This is a genomic window from Catalinimonas alkaloidigena, from assembly GCF_900100765.1.
Classification (GTDB): domain Bacteria; phylum Bacteroidota; class Bacteroidia; order Cytophagales; family Flexibacteraceae; genus Mooreia; species Mooreia alkaloidigena.
Genome location: NZ_FNFO01000013.1, coordinates 68,578 through 87,782, shown reverse-complemented (window position 1 = coordinate 87,782; position 19,205 = coordinate 68,578). Strand labels below are relative to the sequence as shown.

At 55.9% G+C, this 19,205-nt stretch carries 13 protein-coding genes; 8 read left to right on the top strand and 5 right to left on the bottom strand.

All coding sequences use genetic code 11. The annotated features are described in order from the left end of the window. Positions 1-22 precede the first annotated feature (22 nt). The 6 genes from BLR44_RS25245 to BLR44_RS25220 all read left to right on the top strand — a co-directional run bounded on the left by BLR44_RS25245 (position 23) and on the right by BLR44_RS25220 (position 10,325). The gene (locus BLR44_RS25245; RefSeq protein WP_089687515.1) at positions 23-2,317 is read left to right on the top strand and encodes an FdhF/YdeP family oxidoreductase; all 2,295 of its coding nucleotides are present in this window, start codon (positions 23-25) and stop codon (positions 2,315-2,317) included. A 114-nt stretch (positions 2,318-2,431) separates the two neighbouring features. Continuing rightward, positions 2,432-3,184: a porin family protein gene (locus BLR44_RS25240; protein WP_089687512.1), complete on the top strand. Its 753-nt coding sequence runs from the start codon at positions 2,432-2,434 to the stop codon at positions 3,182-3,184. Positions 3,185-3,301: 117 nt separating this feature from the next. Next, the gene (locus BLR44_RS25235; protein ID WP_089687509.1) at positions 3,302-4,708 is read left to right on the top strand and encodes an L-serine ammonia-lyase; all 1,407 of its coding nucleotides are present in this window, start codon (positions 3,302-3,304) and stop codon (positions 4,706-4,708) included. A 177-nt stretch (positions 4,709-4,885) separates the two neighbouring features. Continuing rightward, positions 4,886-6,508, top strand: coding sequence for a DUF3836 domain-containing protein (locus BLR44_RS25230; RefSeq protein WP_089687505.1), 1,623 nt, complete (start codon positions 4,886-4,888; stop codon positions 6,506-6,508). 186 nt (positions 6,509-6,694) lie between these two features. Then, entirely contained in the window at positions 6,695-8,365 is a 1,671-nt protein-coding gene (locus tag BLR44_RS25225) for a T9SS type A sorting domain-containing protein (protein ID WP_089687503.1), read from the top strand. Between the two features lie 271 nt (positions 8,366-8,636). Then, the gene (locus BLR44_RS25220) at positions 8,637-10,325 is read left to right on the top strand and encodes a T9SS type A sorting domain-containing protein (protein WP_089687499.1); all 1,689 of its coding nucleotides are present in this window, start codon (positions 8,637-8,639) and stop codon (positions 10,323-10,325) included. Positions 10,326-10,389: 64 nt separating this feature from the next. Here the strand turns inward: BLR44_RS25220 and BLR44_RS25215 are convergent, their stop codons facing one another. From BLR44_RS25215 to thrC, 5 genes are all read right to left on the bottom strand, one after another. Further along, the gene (locus BLR44_RS25215; RefSeq protein WP_262482308.1) at positions 10,390-13,008 is read right to left on the bottom strand and encodes a DNA gyrase/topoisomerase IV subunit A; all 2,619 of its coding nucleotides are present in this window, start codon (positions 13,006-13,008) and stop codon (positions 10,390-10,392) included. A 213-nt stretch (positions 13,009-13,221) separates the two neighbouring features. Further along, the gene (locus BLR44_RS25210) at positions 13,222-13,629 is read right to left on the bottom strand and encodes a DUF4332 domain-containing protein (RefSeq protein ID WP_089687493.1); all 408 of its coding nucleotides are present in this window, start codon (positions 13,627-13,629) and stop codon (positions 13,222-13,224) included. 93 nt (positions 13,630-13,722) lie between these two features. After that, complete coding sequence (locus tag BLR44_RS25205) at positions 13,723-14,208, bottom strand: hypothetical protein (RefSeq protein WP_089687488.1); 486 nt, start codon at positions 14,206-14,208, stop codon at positions 13,723-13,725. 199 nt (positions 14,209-14,407) lie between these two features. After that, positions 14,408-15,340 (bottom strand): homoserine kinase, encoded by a 933-nt coding sequence (locus BLR44_RS25200; RefSeq protein ID WP_089687485.1) that lies wholly within the window; start codon positions 15,338-15,340, stop codon positions 14,408-14,410. Positions 15,341-15,482: 142 nt separating this feature from the next. Continuing rightward, entirely contained in the window at positions 15,483-16,850 is a 1,368-nt protein-coding gene (thrC, locus tag BLR44_RS25195; RefSeq protein WP_089687483.1) for a threonine synthase, read from the bottom strand. Positions 16,851-17,377: 527 nt separating this feature from the next. Between thrC and BLR44_RS25185 the strand changes: the two genes are divergently transcribed. Then, positions 17,378-17,953 carry a carboxymuconolactone decarboxylase family protein gene (locus BLR44_RS25185; RefSeq protein ID WP_089687476.1) on the top strand — a complete coding sequence of 192 codons (576 nt, stop codon included), beginning with the start codon at positions 17,378-17,380 and terminating at the stop codon, positions 17,951-17,953. A gap of 1 nt (position 17,954) precedes the next feature. Continuing rightward, positions 17,955-19,202 (top strand): sensor histidine kinase, encoded by a 1,248-nt coding sequence (locus BLR44_RS25180; RefSeq protein ID WP_089687473.1) that lies wholly within the window; start codon positions 17,955-17,957, stop codon positions 19,200-19,202. Positions 19,203-19,205 lie beyond the last annotated feature (3 nt).

Below are 19,205 nucleotides of genomic sequence, written 5' to 3'. Positions count from 1 at the left end.
AATTTTCAATCCTCCCTCTCCTATGTCGACCTCAAGCGCTGACCAACACGCTAAAGTCATCCTGACCCACCGCACCAAAGTCGCGTCGGGTATTCCCGCCATTCTGAACTCGGCCAAGCACGTCTACGGCGAAGTCGGGGTTGTGGAAGGCACCAAACTGATGACGCAGATCAACCAGTTCGACGGGTTCGATTGCCCGGGATGCGCCTGGCCCGACCCGGACGACCACCGCTCGGTGGTAGAATTCTGCGAGAACGGGGCCAAGGCCGTCGCCGAAGAGGCCACCACCACGCGTGTCGATCCGGCGTTTTTCCGGCACCATTCGGTAGCCGAACTGGCGACGTGGTCGGATTACGAGATCGGGAAAAGCGGCCGCATTACCGAGCCGATGGTTTTGCGCGAAGGCGCGACCCACTATGAATCCATTGCCTGGGCCGACGCCTTCCGGCTGATGGCCGAGCACCTCAACCGCCTTGCCTCGCCCGACGAAGCGATCTTTTACACCTCGGGACGGACCTCGAACGAGGCGGCGTTTCTCTACCAGTTGTTCGTGCGGCAGTTCGGCACCAACAACCTGCCCGACTGCTCCAACATGTGCCACGAATCCACCAGCTTCGGGCTGGCCGAAACGGTGGGCATCGGCAAAGGCTCCGTGAAGCTGGAAGACTTTTACGAGGCCGAGGTGATCATGATCATGGGGCAGAACCCCGGCACCAACCATCCGCGCATGCTGACCGCGCTGCAAATCGCCAAGCGCAACGGCTGTCGCATCATCGCGGTCAACCCGCTCCCCGAAACGGGGCTGCTGGCCTTCAAACACCCGCAACATCCGTGGGAATCGCTCGGGCCGGGTACCACGCTGACCGATATTTTCCTGCAAGTGCGCGTCAACGGCGATGTAGCACTACTGAAAGCCCTGATGAAACTGCTGCTGGTGCGGGAAGCGGCGGCCCCCGGCACCGTGCTGGACCACGCCTTTATCCGGGAAAAGACGCAGGGCTACGACGCGCTGGTGGCCGACCTGGACCGCTACGACCTCGACGCTCTGATTGCACAGACTAGCATTCCGCGTGAGAAAATTGAGGAAGCGGCCGACCTGCTGGCCCACAGGCAGAAGATTATCATCTGCTGGGCGATGGGCGTCACCCAACACCGCAACGGCGTCGACAACGTGCGCGAAATTGTTAATCTGCTGTTGATGAAAGGCAGCATCGGCAAACCGGGCGCGGGCACCTGCCCGGTGCGCGGCCACAGCAACGTGCAAGGCGACCGTACGGTGGGCATTTGGGAGAAACTTAAGCCGGAGTTCGGTCAGAAACTGAAGGAGGTGTTCGGGTTCGATCCTCCGGCCGAGAACGGCTACGACGTGGTGAACTCGATCCAGGCCATGGCCGAAGGCAAAGCCAAATTCTTCATGGGCATGGGCGGCAACTTCCTTTCCGCTACCCCCGACACGGACTACACCGCCAGGGCATTGGAACAATGCGATATGACCGTGCACGTCTCGACGAAGCTCAACCGCAGCCACCTCGTGCACGGCAAAACGGCGCTGATTCTGCCTTGTCTGGGCCGGACGGAGCGCGACCGGCAGGCGAGCGGCAAGCAATTCCTGACGGTCGAGAACTCAACAGGCGTGGTGCACCAGACGCAGGGCGGCAAAGATCCGATTTCGGAGCATTTGCTGAGCGAACCGAAAATCGTGGCCGAACTGGCCAAAGCTACCCTCGGCGCGCGTACCACCGTCGACTGGGATGCGATGACGGTGAACTACGACCGCATTCGCGACGCGATTGAGCAGACCGTGCCCGGCTTCGACGACTACAACCGGCGCGTGCGGCAACCGGGCGGCTTTTACCTGCCCAACGGTGCGCGGGAACAGGAGTTTAAAACCACGAGCGGGAAGGCGCTGTTTACGATCAATGCCCTGGCGGAACATCACCTGCAAGCGGACGAGTTTCTGATGATGACCATCCGCAGCCACGACCAGTACAACACCACCATTTACGGCCTGCACGACCGCTACCGGGGCATTCACTACGACCGGCGGGTGGTACTGATGCACGAAGACGATATGACCGAACTGGGGTTGCAGAAAGAAGACCGCATCGATCTGTTCAGCCACTACGACGGCGTGGAGCGGGCAGCGCGCAGCTTTCTGGTAGTTCCTTACCCCATTCCGCGGCGGTGCGTGGCGACCTACTTCCCCGAGGCCAATGTGCTGGTGCCCCATACGCGGTCGGCGCGGCACAGCAATCAGCCCGTCTCCAAGTCGGTGGTGATTACCCTTCAGCCCTCTTCCGAAAAGGCAGAGGCGTAGGAAAAAAGGTGCGGCCGCAGGCAGGTATCGGAAGGGGGATGTGTAAAAAAAGGTTGACAAAAAGGCAACTTATGACCATCTTTTGCTGCCCGTACCCCTCCCTTCCTATTTCTCATGAAAATACTACCCACCCTAGCCGTACTTTTGAGTTGTTCTTTCCCCGCCCTGGCACAGCAAGGTCTTCACGTAGGCTTGGTCAGCAGTTACAACACCACCTGGGTGCTCGACCAGCAGATGTTCGATTCACCGGAATTTGAGGTGGTGCCTTCTTACGCCTTTGCGCCGGTGGGGCTGTCGGTCGGGTACCATTTTTCCGACGAGGTGGGGCTGTTTGGGCAGGCCATTCTGACTAACATCCGCCAGACCTTCGACGTGGAAGAGCTGGACGTAGCCATCGGTGAGCGCACCACCGAGCTCCAGTACCTGAATGTCCCGATTCTGTTTCGCTTTTCTTCCTCGCCCGACCGCACGGTGGGGTTTAACTTTTACATCGGTCCGCAATTTTCGTTTCTCCTCCGCGGCGAAGAGCGCTTCACGTTCGACGGCGGCACCAACTCGCCCTTCCTGACCTACGAAGCAACCTACGCCTCCACCGATAACGACGACAAGTACCAGTTCAACACGTTCGATTTCGGGGGGGTGATTGCCTTCGGCGCTTTCTTCAACCTCACGGAAGACCTGTACCTTACCCTGGACATCCGGGCCAACGGCAACGTGCTGGAAATGCGCGAGAAGGCGTGGGTCGAGGCGGAAGAATCGCTCTATAAAAACCTGACCAGCGGCTACCGGGGCGACATGAGCAAACGGCATGTGGTCTGGGGCGGCGTTGAGGCGGGACTGCACTACGTCTTTTCCAGCGCCTGGTGAACGGGGGCGTAGCGGATTGATGAGGATTCTTCATGTACGCTTTCGCCGCTAGGAAGTCCGCCGTCTGGGTGTGACCTTTGCCGCTGGGCTGCGACGCCCGGCAACGCACTTTTTTATATGGCACGGCTCAGCATCTTCGACCTGTACAAAATCGGCATTGGCCCTTCCAGCTCACATACGCTGGGGCCCTGGAAAGCCGCGGCGCGTTTTGCGGCCATGCTGGCCGACCAGTCGGTTACGTCGCTGTCCGTAGCGTTGTTCGGTTCCCTTTCCAAAACCGGCGTCGGCCACGGCACCGACGTGGCGGTGATGATGGGCCTGGAAGGCCATGATCCGGAAACCTTTCCGCCCGACCAGATTTTCACGACGATTGCCCGCATCAAACAGGAAAAACAGCTTCTGGTTAACGGTACGCCCGTCGCCTTCGATCCGGCGCAGGCCCTCGTGTTCCAGTCACATGCCCTGCCCTTTCACCCCAACGGGCTGACGTTTACAGCGACGCTGGCGCACGGCACTACGGTCGAGGAAACCTATTATTCGGTAGGAGGCGGATTCATCACTCAGGAGCACGACGCGGAAACACCAGACGAAACCGACGTCACGCTGCCGTTCCCCATCGATTCGGGGCAGGACCTGATTGCGCACACCGACCGCCAGGGCGGCACCATCGCCGAGGTGGTGTACCAAAATGAGCTGGCGTTTCACGACGCCACGTACGTGCGACAACGCATGCTCAAGATCTGGGATACGATGGTGGCCTGCATGTTACGGGGTTGCCGGCAAGAGGGCATTTTGCCCGGCGGGCTGCGCGTAAAACGCCGGGCGCGCCTGCTGTGCAGCCAGTTGCTGCAGGGTCCGATTCCCGAGACCCCTCCTGCCTGGATCGACGCCGTCCGACAGACCGGCACCGCTTTCAGTAACGTTAACCAATGGCTCAGTTGCTTTGCGCTGGCCGTCAACGAAGAGAACGCCTCGTTCGGGCGGGTGGTGACCTCCCCAACCAACGGCGCGGCGGGCGTCGTGCCGGCGGTGCTGATGTACTACCGCTGCTTCTGTGATTTTCGGGGGGACGACGACATCGTACGTTTCCTACTGACGTCGGGACAGATCGGCTGCATCTTCAAAAACAATGCGACCATCTCGGCGGCGGTGGGCGGCTGCCAGGCCGAAATCGGGGTCTCGTCTGCAATGGCCGCCGGGGGCCTCACCGCCCTATTAGGCGGTAGTCCGCAACAGGTGCTGATGGCCGCCGAAATCGCCATGGAGCATCACCTGGGCCTGACCTGCGACCCGGCAGGCGGGCTGGTTCAGATTCCCTGCATCGAGCGCAACACGATGGGTGCCATCAAGGCCATTACGGCCAGCCACCTCGCGCTGTCCGGCGATCCCACCCACGCCGTCGTCTCCTTCGACGTGATCGTCAAAACCATGTGGGACACTGCGCAGGACATGCACACCAAGTACAAAGAAACCTCCGAAGGCGGCCTGTCGATCAACATCCCGGTCGCCATGCCGGAGTGTTGAGATTTCAACTCCTTTACTTTCAATGCGTTCCCTCTTATAACACCGAAGGGCAACATGGATTTTTCTCACTTCGTTTTGTTACGAGGCATTTTTCACATTACTTGCCCCTGTTCGCACATCCGCCTGCACGCTTCTGTGGCGGACGTACTCGTATCTTCTTCTGATTAACCATTCTTTATGAAATTTTATGCACTAGTTGTTTTGTCGCTTCTAGCCGGATTAGCTACGGCTCAACCACTACCAGAAGCCGCTCGACCTACGAATTCATGGCACAAAGCAGAACGTAACCCCTCGTCGTTTCCGGAGTCTCTTTCAATGGTGCCACAAATACAGGCCACTTCTGATACCGAACCCGATAGCACTGTTATCTTTCGATTTTCATCACTGTACGATTCTGTTCCCCTTAGCAAAAGTGTCAGTACACACGATCAGGTAAATCGGCGCGATACTTCCATTACTTACTATTGGCAGAACCAGCAATGGGTGTTAGGAACAAGATTCCTGCATTTTTACAACGAAGCGAACCGTCCGCTTCTGGATGCCAGCTACAATTGGAACGCTTCTACGAGGGAGTGGGAAGGGGTATACAAATACGAAGATGCTTATGATGCGTCGGGCAGAAAAATATTGTCAGCTTACTATGAGGGCGACGAACATACCAAGGCATGGCGAGGTATTTCAAAGGTTACTTATGAATATGCTGACGCCCAGAGACAGCGGATTCAAATTGATTATCAATGGTCTTTGTTCACACAAATGTGGATACCCGATCGAAAATGTGAGTATACCTTTGACGAAACCGGCACGCATGAGACGCTTGTCTACTTCTTATGGAAAGAATCAACGGAGCAGTGGGTGATTAATCGTAAAACTGAAAACAAGTACACGACTACAGGTGACCTCACCCTGAGCACCTCGTATGACTGGCATAAAGTGGAGACTCAGTGGCAACCAGATCTCGAGTCTGAATATACCTACGATGAATTAGGTGTATTGCTGTCAGAGACGCGTTTCAGGTGGAACTCCACAACTGTTCAATGGGACATACTTTTCAAAAGTGAATACGACTACGGTCCGAATGGGAATCTCACTTTGATTTCTTACAAATGGGATGCGCAACAGCAACAATGGCTAGCCTCTCAAAAACGTGTAGATGAGTTTACCGACTCCGGTTTACCTCTTTTGTACGCATTATACGAATGGAAAAATGGGGAATGGACAGGCTTGAGCAAAACCGAGTATACATACGATCTGGAGAGCAATTTAACTTCCTTTGCCGATTTTCAATGGGATGAATCCACGAATCTGTGGAAAGGTTCACGCATGGTAGAGTATGCCTATGACGAGGCGCATCGACTAATCTCGCAATCCTGGTACAACTGGGATCTGAGCAACCAACAATGGAAAGGACAAAGCAAGAAAAAGACCGTATACAATGCGCTTGGTACCAGAATCCTTGTGGAGTATTACCTTTGGAATGAAACCGCCAATGCCTGGACCCTCGACACCAAAACCTACTATTACTATTCCGACCAAGTCACCTCCTCTTCTTCTCTTCTCGCCGCTGACACCTGGCAAGCGTACCCCAACCCCGCCCGTGATGTGCTGACGATCTCGCTACCCGACGGTATCCGGCAGGCACAGGTACGCCTCTTCTCGCTGACCGGGAAACTGATGCAGACCGAGGCGTTTTCCGGGCAGCAGCACCGGCTAGCGCTCCGTAACCTGGCAGCGGGTATTTATCTGCTCGAGCTGCAAACGCCACAGGGACGGGCCACGCGGAAAGTGCTGGTGGAATAGTATTGTTTTGAGAAGGATAATGAGATAGAGGGAGAGCTACTAAGGTCCTCCTTTTCTTTGATGCAAGGCATTCATTGCTTGGTATTACAGGGTAAGGTATACCTCACGAAACGCCTAATTTACGCTCTTCTCTTTTTATACTTTCGACGGCTATATCAGTACTTCGTTCACCACTAGCCGTTTTTTATGAAACATATTATCCTCACCGCTATTTTTTTAGCTCCCTCATTAGTAAAAGCTCAACCCTTCAACCAGACTCAGACCATTCAGAAATCTCTTTTACGAGAGACACACCCATTGTCCTGGAACAATGAGCATTTTCCTTCTGCTTTACAGACTACTTCTGCGCCAAACATACCTCATCCTCTAGCATCAACAGCATCTCAGCTTGATAGCATTGTCACTTATCTCTTCTCTTCTGCTGTAGACTCGATCTCTACTCAGAAGAATGTATACACGTATACGCCTCTGAGAAATCAAACCACGATTACCAATTACCAATGGGACGAAGCGCTTCATCGCTGGCAACGCAATCATAAAAACGAATATGCATACGATGCAGCGGGCAATCGAACCTTATATGCTTATTCTCTGTGGGATGCGGCTACTGAGCAATGGAAGGGAGAGCGTAAGTATGAAAACACGTATAGTGCACAAGGCGAAGGACTATCAGATGCTTATTACACCTGGAGTGATACCCATCAGCAATGGAAGGGAGAAATTAAGAACGAATACAGCTACGATGAGAAGGGAAATATGGTATCAGGAATTTTTTCCAGATGGGACGAAGCAACGAACAAGTGGCTACTGACCACCAAAGGTGAGAATACATATGACGAATCCGGGTATCTTCTTCTTAGCACTTCTCATCAATGGAATCAGGAAACCCAAGTGTGGGAATTCTCTTCTCAAGACAAAAAAGAATATAACTTCGATGAATACGATGTGCTTACCGCTACTTTGACCTACACCTGGAATGTAGAAAAAAAGACATGGGAAAAGAACCAGAAAGAAGAATATACGCACCATGAAAATGGTAATCTACTTGCCACAACTCAATACTTTTGGGATAACGCTCATGAATATTGGCAGCACTATGCCAAGGTTGAACATACGTACGACGCATCAGGTCATCATACATCAAAGAAGACTTATCAGTGGGATGAACTGAATCTATGGCAACCCAAAACAAAACAAGAGTTCTCGTACGATGCCTCGAATCAGCTTTTGTTATCTGCGTTTTACTCTTTCGATCAATCTACCCAGCAGTGGACGGGTATTTATCGCTACGACGCTACGTACGATGTCCATGGTAACGTAAGCACTTCTTACAACTACTACCAGTGGAATACAGAGAACCAGAAATGGATAGGAAGTTTCGGTCAAGGCTTTACTTATGATGACGACGGCACACAAAGATTGAGCGCCGTTTTCCTCTGGGATCAGTCATCAGAGACGTGGAAGCAAGATAGAAAGTATCAATACAGTCTGGACGATTCGGGAAATTTGTCCGTAACCTCTCAGCATGTATGGAATGAAACCGCCAATGCCTGGACCCTCGACACCAAAACCTACTACTACTATTCCGATCAAGTCACCTCCTCTTCTTCTCTTCTCGCCGCTGACACCTGGCAAGCGTACCCCAACCCCGCCCGTGATGTGCTGACGATCTCGCTACCCGACGGTATCCGGCAGGCACAGGTACGCCTCTTCTCGCTGACCGGGAAACTGATGCAGACCGAGGCGTTTTCCGGGCAGCAGCACCGGCTAGCGCTCCGTAACCTGGCAGCGGGTATTTACCTGCTCGAGTTGCAAACGCCGCAGGGACGGGCCACGCGGAAAGTGGTGGTGGAATAACGGTTCACTTTCCAAAAAATCAGCTATATATCGACTAATAACCTCTTAACTAAGATCAACTTTACACCAAAGGCCTCCTATGTGAGGCCTTTTTTTAGTGCTTTTTTGTTCTTCCCCTCTAACCAACACGCTCTTATCCAATCAGGAGCAAAAAATCCTTAAGAATCAGTATTGGAGTCCACCGGGCTTCTTCCTACCTTTTGCAGAAATTCAGTCCCCATTACCATGTCGTTGCTAAACATTAGTCTAACCTCACTCCTCATTCATACCCATGTACAAACTTTTACCCGTGATCTTGCTGGCCTTGACCATCGCCCGCCCGATCGTCGCACAATCGCGTGTTCAGCCGCTCCCTCCTAACGGCGAACGTTCTGCCGCTTCTACCCTGGCGCTGCTCCCGGAATCGCCGCACGCCAAACCCATCTTACAAAAACTACAGCATCCGCAGGAGACGCGACGTACCCCCCAGCGTACCCAACCGACGCTCCCGCACACACACAGTCGCCCGACCCACGCCCTGGCGGCCGCCGCCCGCACCGACAGTGCCCTGACTTATTCGTTCTACAGTTCGACCGACAGCGTTCTTTCGTCCAAAGAAATCTTCGCCTACGATGCGCGGGGCTACCTGATTCTGGATGAATTCTACAATTGGGACCCGTATTCGGAGGTATGGGTGGCTTACTACAAATATGAGTACGACTACGACGACTGGGGGCGCTTAACGCTGGATGCCTACTACACCGGAAGCGGCTACGATGACCAGTGGATCGGCTATACCCGGTACGAGTACACCTACACGGCACTGGGGCAAACCGCTACCGAAACCTACTCCTACTGGGACGGCACCGCGTGGGCTCCCAACTATCGGTACGACTACACTTACAACGACGCCGGCCAGTTGACCCTACTAGAGTACAGCTTTTGGGACAGCTACGACAGCGAATGGCTGGACTATGCCTACTACCGATGGGAATACACCACCAACGCGTTGGGGCAGGATACGCTGGAGACCATCTACTACAGTGACTACTACAGCGAGACGCCCTACAGTCAGTACGCATACGCATACAACGACCGGGGGCTGGTCAGCGTAATGACCTACGCTTCCTGGGACTATTTCGCGGGGTGGATGCCACAAAGCAAAGAGGAGTATGCGTACAACGAGGCAGGTGCTCTGACGCTGATCGTGGCTTCGCTGTTCGACACCATGACGTCCAAGTGGTATTACTACTACAAAGATGAAATCACCTACGATGCCTGGGGGTACCTGACCTCCTGGGCGGATTACTCGTGGTACACCACCACCGGCGAGTGGATCGGGCAATGGAAGTACGAGTGGGTTAACGCGCCGACCGGGCAACTGCTGGTGCAGACCTTTTATTACGGCTGGGATTATGCGACGACTTCTTTTGTGCCCTACAGCCGCGAGGTGTATACTTACCAGGCCGACGGACAGATTGCTAGTTATATGGTCTACGCAGCCCTCAGCACCGATACCCCCACGACTGCGCACCTCCCGGCGTCTCCCTCCTCGCCGGTGCTGCGCGCCACGAGCGCTGCAGATTACCAGTGGGTCGAACAAGAGCGGTACGAATACCTGTACAACCCTCTGGGCAACCTCCTCTACATCAATTACTATTACTGGGACGGCTACCAGTGGTTTCTGTACAGCCGGACCCGTTACTACTACGGTACCCCCACGGCCGCCCCGTCCCTGCTGGCTGCCGACACCTGGCGGCTTTACCCCAACCCGACGCGCGGGCAGGTTTCTCTCACGTTGCCGACCGGCACACACGAGGCCCGGGTCCGGCTCTTTACGCTTACCGGCATGCTGATGCAGGAAACCACGTTGCAGGCGCACGAAAGTCAGCTGCTTCTGCACACCGTACCGGCGGGGATTTACCTCCTCGAGTTACAAACACCGCAAGGCCGGGCGACCCGCAAGCTTGTTGTCGAATAAGGGTGAGCTGTTCATAAAAAAGCCCGCTGCGTGCAGCGGGCTTTTTTTATGAACTTCGGCTTCGTCAGAAAATGCCGAGCTGACTTTTGCTCTTGATGCGGCCGTTCTCCACCACCTTCTCGATGTCCTGTTCGGGGTCCGACGCCAGTAGTTTGACCTTGCTGACATCGAAGTTGGTCAGGCGATTTCCCAGGGCCTTCCAGCCTTTGACGTCGACCAGCATGTCGAAATCGTACTGCGTTGTTTCCACCGGCGACTTTTTGTCTTTCTTGTAGGTCACCTCCAGTTGCGCCTGTTGGTCGGTGGTGGCCAAGATGAGCTTCGTGCCGCGCGAATCGGGCAGGAAGAGGAACCGCTTGTTGATCGACGACGTCTCGATGTTGAACCGCTTCACGTAATAGGCTTTCTGTTTGCCTTCGTAATACACGGCCGTTACCACCCCTTCCGGCTCGAATTTCTCCAGGACACCGACACTATCGGGTTCGTAGCGGTTGGTCAGTTCGTAGGTCGTCAGTTCGTAGCTGCCGTCTTTGTGAACGACCAGAATGCGGTCTTCGCCTTCGAATTCGCCCACGTAGTAGCCGCGCTCTTCGGTATTGAGTCGCCCTACGGTCGGGTCGTACCAGATCTCCAGCCCGCCCAGGGTCGAAGAACCGGCCTGTTTCAGTTGCAGCCGTCGCACCGGATACTTGGTCAGCAGGTTGCCGCGCGAGTTCCGGTTTTTGATGTCGATGGTCGCAAAGTCGAACTCAAACGATTTCTTGCGGGCGGTCGAGCCCTGCGTCAGGTACGCGGTAACAATTTCCGCCTCGCCGTTCGGATTGGCCGACAGGTACGTCACGCGCGAGCCCTTGGCATCGCTGATCAGGTTGTACTCCCGGTCGCGCGTCACGCCCAGCACCTGGAATCGTTTCACCATGGTGCGGCCGGTGCCCCCGTCCAGGTAGGCCATGTTGTAGACCATGCGTTCGTCGTTGCGTTTGAACACACCCACGTACAGAATGTCCTTGCCCACGAAGGTCTTTTCGGCCACCTTGCTCACCTGCATGGTGCCGTCCTTGCGCATCACGATGATGTCGTCCAGGTCGGAACAGTCGCAGACAAATTCGTCTTTTTTCAGGCCATAGCCCACGAACCCTTCCTTCCGGTTCACATAAAGCTTCTGGTTGTTGACCGCCACCACGGCCGCCTGAATGGTATCGAACTGCCGGATCTCCGTTTTGCGCTCGCGCCCCGCCCCGTATTTTTTCAGCAATTGCTTGAAGAACAGGATCGTGAAGTCGCGCAGGTTGGCCAGGTTGTTTTCTACTTCGTCCAGTTCAGTCTGCAGGTCGCGCATCAGCTCGTCGGCTTTGAACGAATCGTATTTCGAGATGCGCTTGATGCGGATTTCAGTCAGCCGCACGATGTCGTCCTGGGTAATTTCCCGGTAGAACTGCTTCTTATAGGGCTTCAGGCCTTTGTCGATCGTGGCGATCACGTCGGGCCACGTTTCGCACTCTTCGATTTTCCGGTAGATGCGGTTTTCGATGAAGATCTTTTCGAGCGAGGCAAACAGGATTTTCTCCTTCAGTTCGCTGCGTCGGATCTCCAGTTCGCGCCGCAACAGCTCCATGGTGTTGTCGGCGTTGATGCGCAGAATGTCGTTCACCGACAAAAACTGCGGCTTGTTGTTGACGATGACGCACGCGTTGGGCGAAATGGAGACTTCACAATCGGTGAAGGCGTAGAGGGCGTCGATGGTGACGTCGGGCGAAACGCCGGGCGCCAGCGACACGAGAATTTCCACATCCTGCGCCGTGTTGTCGACCACGCGCTTGACTTTGATCTTTCCTTTGTCGTTGGCCTTGATGATGGAATCGATCAGGTTGGTGGTGGTGGTGCCGTAAGGAATGTCGCGGATCACGAGCGTCTTGCGGTCGTAGGATTCGATCCGGGCACGCACCCGGATGCGCCCGCCCTTCTGACCACCGTTGTACTGGCTGACGTCGACGGTGCCGCCGGTCGGGAAGTCGGGCAACACGTCGGTGGGTTTGCCTTTCAGCACCTGAATCGAGGCTTCGCACAGTTCGCAGAAGTTGTGCGGCATGATCTTGGTCGACAAGCCGACCGCGATGCCTTCCACCCCCTGGGCCAGCAGCAGCGGAAACTTGGCGGGCAACGAAACCGGCTCGCGCTTCCGTCCGTCGTACGAGGCCTGCCATTCGGTAATCTTGGGGCTGAACAGCACATCGTGGGCAAACTTGGAGAGGCGCGCTTCGATGTACCGGGGGGCCGCCGCGCTGTCGCCGGTCCGCACATCCCCCCAGTTTCCCTGGGTTTCGATCAACAAATCCTTCTGCCCCAGGTTCACAATGGCGTCGCCAATCGAAGCATCACCGTGCGGGTGGTATTGCATGGTTTGCCCGATGACGTTGGCCACTTTGTTGAACCGCCCGTCGTCCATCTCCTTCATGGCGTGCAGAATACGGCGCTGTACGGGTTTCATGCCGTCGCCAATGCCCGGCACGGCCCGCTCCAGGATTACGTACGAGGCATAATCCAGAAACCAGTTTTCGTATAACCCGGAGAGCGGAACGATGTCCGTGATTTTCTCATCGGCATCGAATCCATCCGCCTGACCGTTGCTTTGCCCATTGGCCGACTGTCCGTTCTGCGAAGGGAGGTGTTGAGAATCTTCCAAGGAATTTGGTTCGTTTTGGTTTGTTTTACTCTTCAAAGGTAAGGCCATTTCAGGAGTTCCACAAGCGGAATCGCGCAATTCTAAGAATATGGGCAGTTTTCGGGCTCGTGTTCCACGAACCAAACACCAGAAACGCGTCCGGGGTTCAGCTCGCCTCTAACGCAAAAAAGCACCGTGACAGACGGTGCTTTTTACAAAGAAAGTAACAAGGGCTCAGTGCGTCACCATGGCGTCCATGGTCTTGGCTTCTTCCACAAAGGCCTGCACGCGGCTCAGCGCCGGCACCGATTTGGCGAGCTTTTTCTGTTCGTTCACTTCTACCAGTTTGGCGTGGAGGTTCTCGGGTTTGCGGGTGCCCAGTTCCTTCACGGTATCCACACCGGCGGCTTTCAGTAGTTCGGCAAACTGCTTGCCGACGCCGTTGATGCGGAACAGGTCAGCCATGTTGGCAAAGTCAAGCAATTTCTTTGCGTCAATCCCGCTGAGTTCGGCTACTTCTTTACGGCCTTTGGCCGATCCGCATTTGTCCAGCAGACCTTCCACAGTTTTGATGTTGGCCTTCGCAAGCTTTTCTGCCATAGCCGGACCAATGCCCTCGATTTCGCTGACGGGTTTAGACATGAGTAATGATGGTTTTTGGGTATAATGATAGAACTAAAAAGTCAACATCTCACAGGAGCGGTCGCCCAAGGGCTGCTTCCTTGCGGCGTTGGTCTATTTGAACAGACCACCCAGACCGCCCAGAGGATTGCCTCCTCCTTTGTTGCCACCGAGGCCGCCCAGAATCTGCCCGGCCGCCCCTTTGAGCAGGTCGCCGCCCAGCAGGTTGCCCAGGGCACCCTGGTCCATCTGATCGCCGTTGGGAGTTTTGCCGAGCACGTGGTTCATGATGAACGGGATGGCAAAGTTGGCGACTTGTTGCGCGATGCCCTGCGGAACGCCCAGTTTGCTGACCAGATCGGTCACATAGCCGCCGATCATGGAATTGATAATGGGGTTTCCGGCCGGAGCCGAGCCCTGCTTGAACAAGTCGAGCAACCCGCCCAGATTCCCCTGCTTCGCCTGGCTGCCCAGTTGCGAAATCACGTTGTCTTTGGCGAGTTCGGCGGCATCGTCGGCTTTATCGGCCGTGAGGCCGGTTTGTTGAGCCAGTTGTCCTGCCAGTTGTCCTTTAATAGAACCTATCAGATCATTCAACATCGATGTATTCTTTAAGGTGAGCAATGGTTTGAATAAGCGCGTCAAAGATAGCATCCTCCTCAAGCCATCCAAATTATGACGCAGATTCTTCCCAGGATCATACCCCGCATCCGGGAAATCCTATGGATTGCCGATGCACAGTTCACTCCGCCCCGGGTTGCTCGCAACACCGAAGCAAAGCCCCTGGTTCGACGACAAATTACGACTCCTCGTCTACCAGCCGGGTACCGTCGTTATCGACTTCTGTGATGACGCTCGTCGACTCAACCCCGTGCATCCGGAAGGTGCGCACCATGGCGTCCTGAATGAAGCGTACTTTCCGTGGATCGTTGGTAATGGCGAAAACCGTCGGCCCCGAACCCGAAATGGCCACGCCGTCGGCCCCGGCGCGCAGGGCATTGGCTTTCACGTCGTCGTAGCCGGCGATCAGCTTGGAGCGGGCCGGTTCCACAATCGCGTCGTTCAGGCTGCGGGCAAACAGGCCGTAATCGTCCTTGGCAAAAGCCGCGGTGATCAGACACGAATTGGCCATGTTGTAGATAAAGTCTTTCATGTCGACCTGCGTCGGCAGAATGTCGCGAGCCTCTTTGGTCAGCACCACGATGTCGGGCGTCACCAACACGATCAGGAGGTTGGAGATGGAGCCGATCTTGGTCACGTCCAGCGGCATGCAGGAGCGCGTCAGGGTAGCGCCACCCAGCAAACACGGGGCGGTGTTGTCGGCAAAGAAGGCCCCGGACACAAATGCTTCCGCACGCGTAGCGGGCAAAATCAACTCTTCGCGCGTCAGCTGATCGCCGTACAGGTAGTTGGTGGCAAACGCCGCCGCCGCCGCCGAAGCCGCACTCGAGCCCAGCCCCGAGCCGGAGGGCATGCCTTTTTTGATTTTCAGCTCCACGCCTCCCGTGATGTTCAGGATTTTCAGGACTTCGGCCGCCGCAATGCCCGCGGTATTTTTTTCCGGATCGGTCGACAACGGCATGTCCGATTCGATCTCGCTGATGACGATGCCTTCTTCAATTTTGCGGGCTTCGAGGGTATCGCCCACGTACTTGACCGACAGGCCCAATACATCGAACCCAGGGCCGATGTTGCCGATGGTCGCCGGGGCAAATACTTTAATCCATTCCATATCGTACGCTAGGATAGACGTTTGTTGAGGTTATTGAAACACGGGGCGTGGTGACTACCAGGCACATCCGGGCCGGATGGTACCGACCGATTGCCTGCGGTGTTCTCCCGGGGCCATGGCCCCGCGCCACCGTTTCGAAGTCTTAAAGCGCTGTGGTGTCGGCGGCCTGCCACGCGAGCAGAAACGCCTTCAGCTGTTTGTAATCGTTGGGCAGCGGCACCGATTTTCCGGTGCGGTGCTGAATGGCCTCCAGGGCCGGGGTTGGTGCGGGCGAAAGCCGGAGCACCTCTTCGACCACTTCGGGAAATTTGGCAGGATGGGCCGTCTCGAAACAGATGGTACGTCCCGGCAGCGGCACCTGCGCCAGCCCCTCCAACCCTACCGCACCGTGCGGCTCCACCACCACGCCGTACTGGTCGTACGTGGTGCGAATGCGCGCGCGGGTGGCTTCGTCGGTCACGGCGACGCCCTTCAGATTCTGGCGCATCTGTTCCAGATCCGGCTGCCGGTGCACCACCCCGTCTTTGTCGACCGTACCGCCGTACAGGTCAAAATAACGCGCCAGGTTGCTGGGATTGCCCACGTTCATGGCGTTGGACAGGCACGCCCGCGAGGGGTCTATTTTGGCATACGCGCCGCTTTGCAGGAAGCTGGGCAACGCGTCGTTGCGGTTGGTGGCGATGAGGATGGTGCCGATGGGCAGGCCCATGCGCCGGGCAATTTCTCCGCCCAGCGAGTTGCCCAAGTTGCCCGACGGAATGCAGAAGTTGAGCGTTTCGCCGGGCGCCGCTACCTTCAAGTAGAGGTACACGTAGTAAACGACCTGCGGCAGCACCCGCCCCACGTTGATCGAATTGGCCGACGTGAGGCCCAGCGCCTTCAGATCGGGATCGGTAAAGGCCGCCTTAACGTAACGCTGGCAGTCGTCGAACTTGCCGTCGATCGACACGGCAACCACGTTCCCCCCGATGCTCTCCAGCTGGTGCTTCTGCACCGCACTGACCTCCTGTTCCGGGAACAGAATGACCACACGGAACCCGTCGAGGCCCTTAAAGGCTTCGCCTACCGCGCTGCCCGTATCGCCCGAGGTAGCAACCAATACCGTCACCTGCTGCTCGGGCGGACGAAATTCGTTCATCAGGCGGGCCATGGCCCGGGCCGCAAAGTCTTTGAACGAGGCCGTCGGCCCCTGGTCGAGCCGCGCCAGCAACACCTGATCGCCCAGCGGTTCCACCGGAATGTCGAACGTGTAAGCGTCGTACAACAGCGCCCGCAGCCGCTCGGCTTCGATTTCGCCTTCCACGAAGGGATACAAAACGGCAAACGCCACTTCGGCGTAAGGTTTACCGCGCAAACGTTCGAGGGTTTCGGGCGAAAGCGTAGGAATTTGGTCGGGCATCAGCAGCCCGCCGTCGGGCGCTTGCCCGCGTGCCAGCGCCTCGGCAAACCGAAAACGCTCGGACGTGCCGCTGGGCAGGTGTCGGTTAGTACTGTGGTAATTGATTGGCATGAGTCCAGTTCGGGAACCCGCAAAACTAAGGCGTACCGACAGTTTTACAATATCTTTTTCGTGGTTTGGTATTTTATCGGGAATATTCGTGGGAGCGGCCGGAGCTCGGGCACATTCCCTTTGGCCTGCGACACCGGGCAACGTGCCACTCAGGCGTGATTTTCGTGCTGTGCAATCTTTTCTGAAAACTTACATGTGCGCCCAGGCGACGCTCTGGGCGATTTCCCCCGGCGCACGGTGTATGATTCTGTTTACTTTCGATGTATCTTTGTACTGTTTCAAGAACCGGTCCCCCTTGGACAAATCAACTCTTCAGGCCGTCAGAATCAGGTTCTGCGCCATCCATCGCATAAACCCTTTCAATCTTACAGCTCCATCGTTCAAATGACCCGTCTCCGGCTTCGGAGGCCTTTGTTGTAACCGGCGCGTGCTCCTGCTTTCTGTGTAATATCCCCCCATAAAGTACGGTCACCAACATTAGTTGCCCTCGCGCATCCGAGTTTGTTTTTGTACTATCCGTCCCGATCATGCAGACCCATTTTCACGCTCGCTTTCCCCTTGTTGAATTTGAGGCGGCTTCGCCCGAAGTGAAGCTCCTATATCAGGAGACCATGCGCGAAATGGGCCTTCCGTTTGTGCTCAACTGGTTTAAATGCCAGGGCGCCAACGCGATACTGCTGCGTGGCAACTGGGAGAAACTGAAGTGTACGCTGCTGCGCGGCAAGGTGCCGCTGGTCCTCAAGCAGCTGATCATCTACCACATCTCCCGGCAAAAGGGCTGTCTGTATTGCGCCCACGTGCACGGCATTGCCGTGAATCAACTGGCAAGTACCCTGACGGACCAACCCGCGCCGTCGCTGACCGAAGACCTGGATCAGGAGTTTGTGCCGGCCTCGTACCGGCAGGCGATTCGGGTCGTCACGAAATGCGCGATGGACGCACACGCCACTTCCGACGACGACTTCGAGGCGTTGCGGGCAGAAGGGTTTTCCGACCAGGAAATTCAGGAATTAATGAGTATGGCCGACCTTACCAATATGCTTAATACCATCGCAGACATTGCAGGGATCCCCATCGACGACGAGCTCTTGTCCTCCCGATAACATGCTTGACCACCCCAGTTACGAAACCTCTCAACGTCTACGCTATGAATCGTTTGCCAACCTCTCGTCCCGGCTCAGCGAAGCCGACCGCCTGGAGGTGGTGGCCCAGGCCCTGGCCGATCACCTGAAATACATCGTCAACGTAAGTGTCAGCCGTTTCCTGATTTTATGCGAAAATCAGACGGTACTGATCGAGACGGATCTGGCGAAAGGATACGTGGTGAAAGATGTCTCCGAGCCTCTTTCGTTCGAGCGGCAGGTGCTGGAGATGGGCATTCCGGTACTGATGACGCAGAGCGAGATGCACGCGCTTTCCATTCCGCTGCCGTCCATTTTGTCGCGCCATCCGGTCGCCAACATGTGTGCTTTTCCCGTCATTGCCCGGCCCAACCAACGCCTTTTGCTGACCATCGGGACAAAGGAGCCTCTGCCTTACCGCCGGGCCGACTACCGCTTTTTTCAATTGATCGGCCAGTTCTTACTGAACAAGGTGAGTGAGATCATGCTTCGGCAACGCCTGGAAAGCATCGTACAGCGCCGCACGCAGGCCCTGGAACAGTCGAACAACGAGTTGAATACGCTCTTTTACCGGCTTTCTCACAACTTCCGCAGCCCGCTGACTTCGCTGCTGGGTCTGTTCCGGCTGATTTCGGATACGCTCACCACGCCGGGGCATGCTGAGTTGCTCCAGAAGTGCAAAGACGTGGTTTACGGCATGGACGGCATGCTGAACAAACTGAACATTCTGAGTAGCCTCGACATGCTGTTGCATCACATGGAGTTTATCCACTTCGAGCGGGTGGAACAGACCTTGCGGCAACATTTCGGAAAGGAGCTGGAACAGCGGGCAGTGCAACTGGAGTTCACGGTCACTGCTGCCGAACCGCTCATTTTTTACCCGCCGCCCCTGGAGATCATCCTGAACCACACGGTCGAGAACGCCATCTCCTTCTTTAAAGCCGCGCAGGAAAACAAGCGCATCCGGGTTACCATCGCACAGAAAGGCGACGCGCTGGTCTTAACCATTGCCGACAACGGACCGGGCATTCGGGCCGACCACCTGCCTTACGTGTTCGATCCCTACTTTCAGGGCGATAAAAAAGAACGCAGCGACGGTCTGGGACTCTACATCGTAAAAAAATTGGTGGAGGTGCTGCACGGCCAGGTAGAGATCGACAGCCAACTGGGCGAGGGTACCACGGTAGAAGTCAGCCTGCCGCTGCCATCGGGACACGCCGGCCTGGCGTAGCGC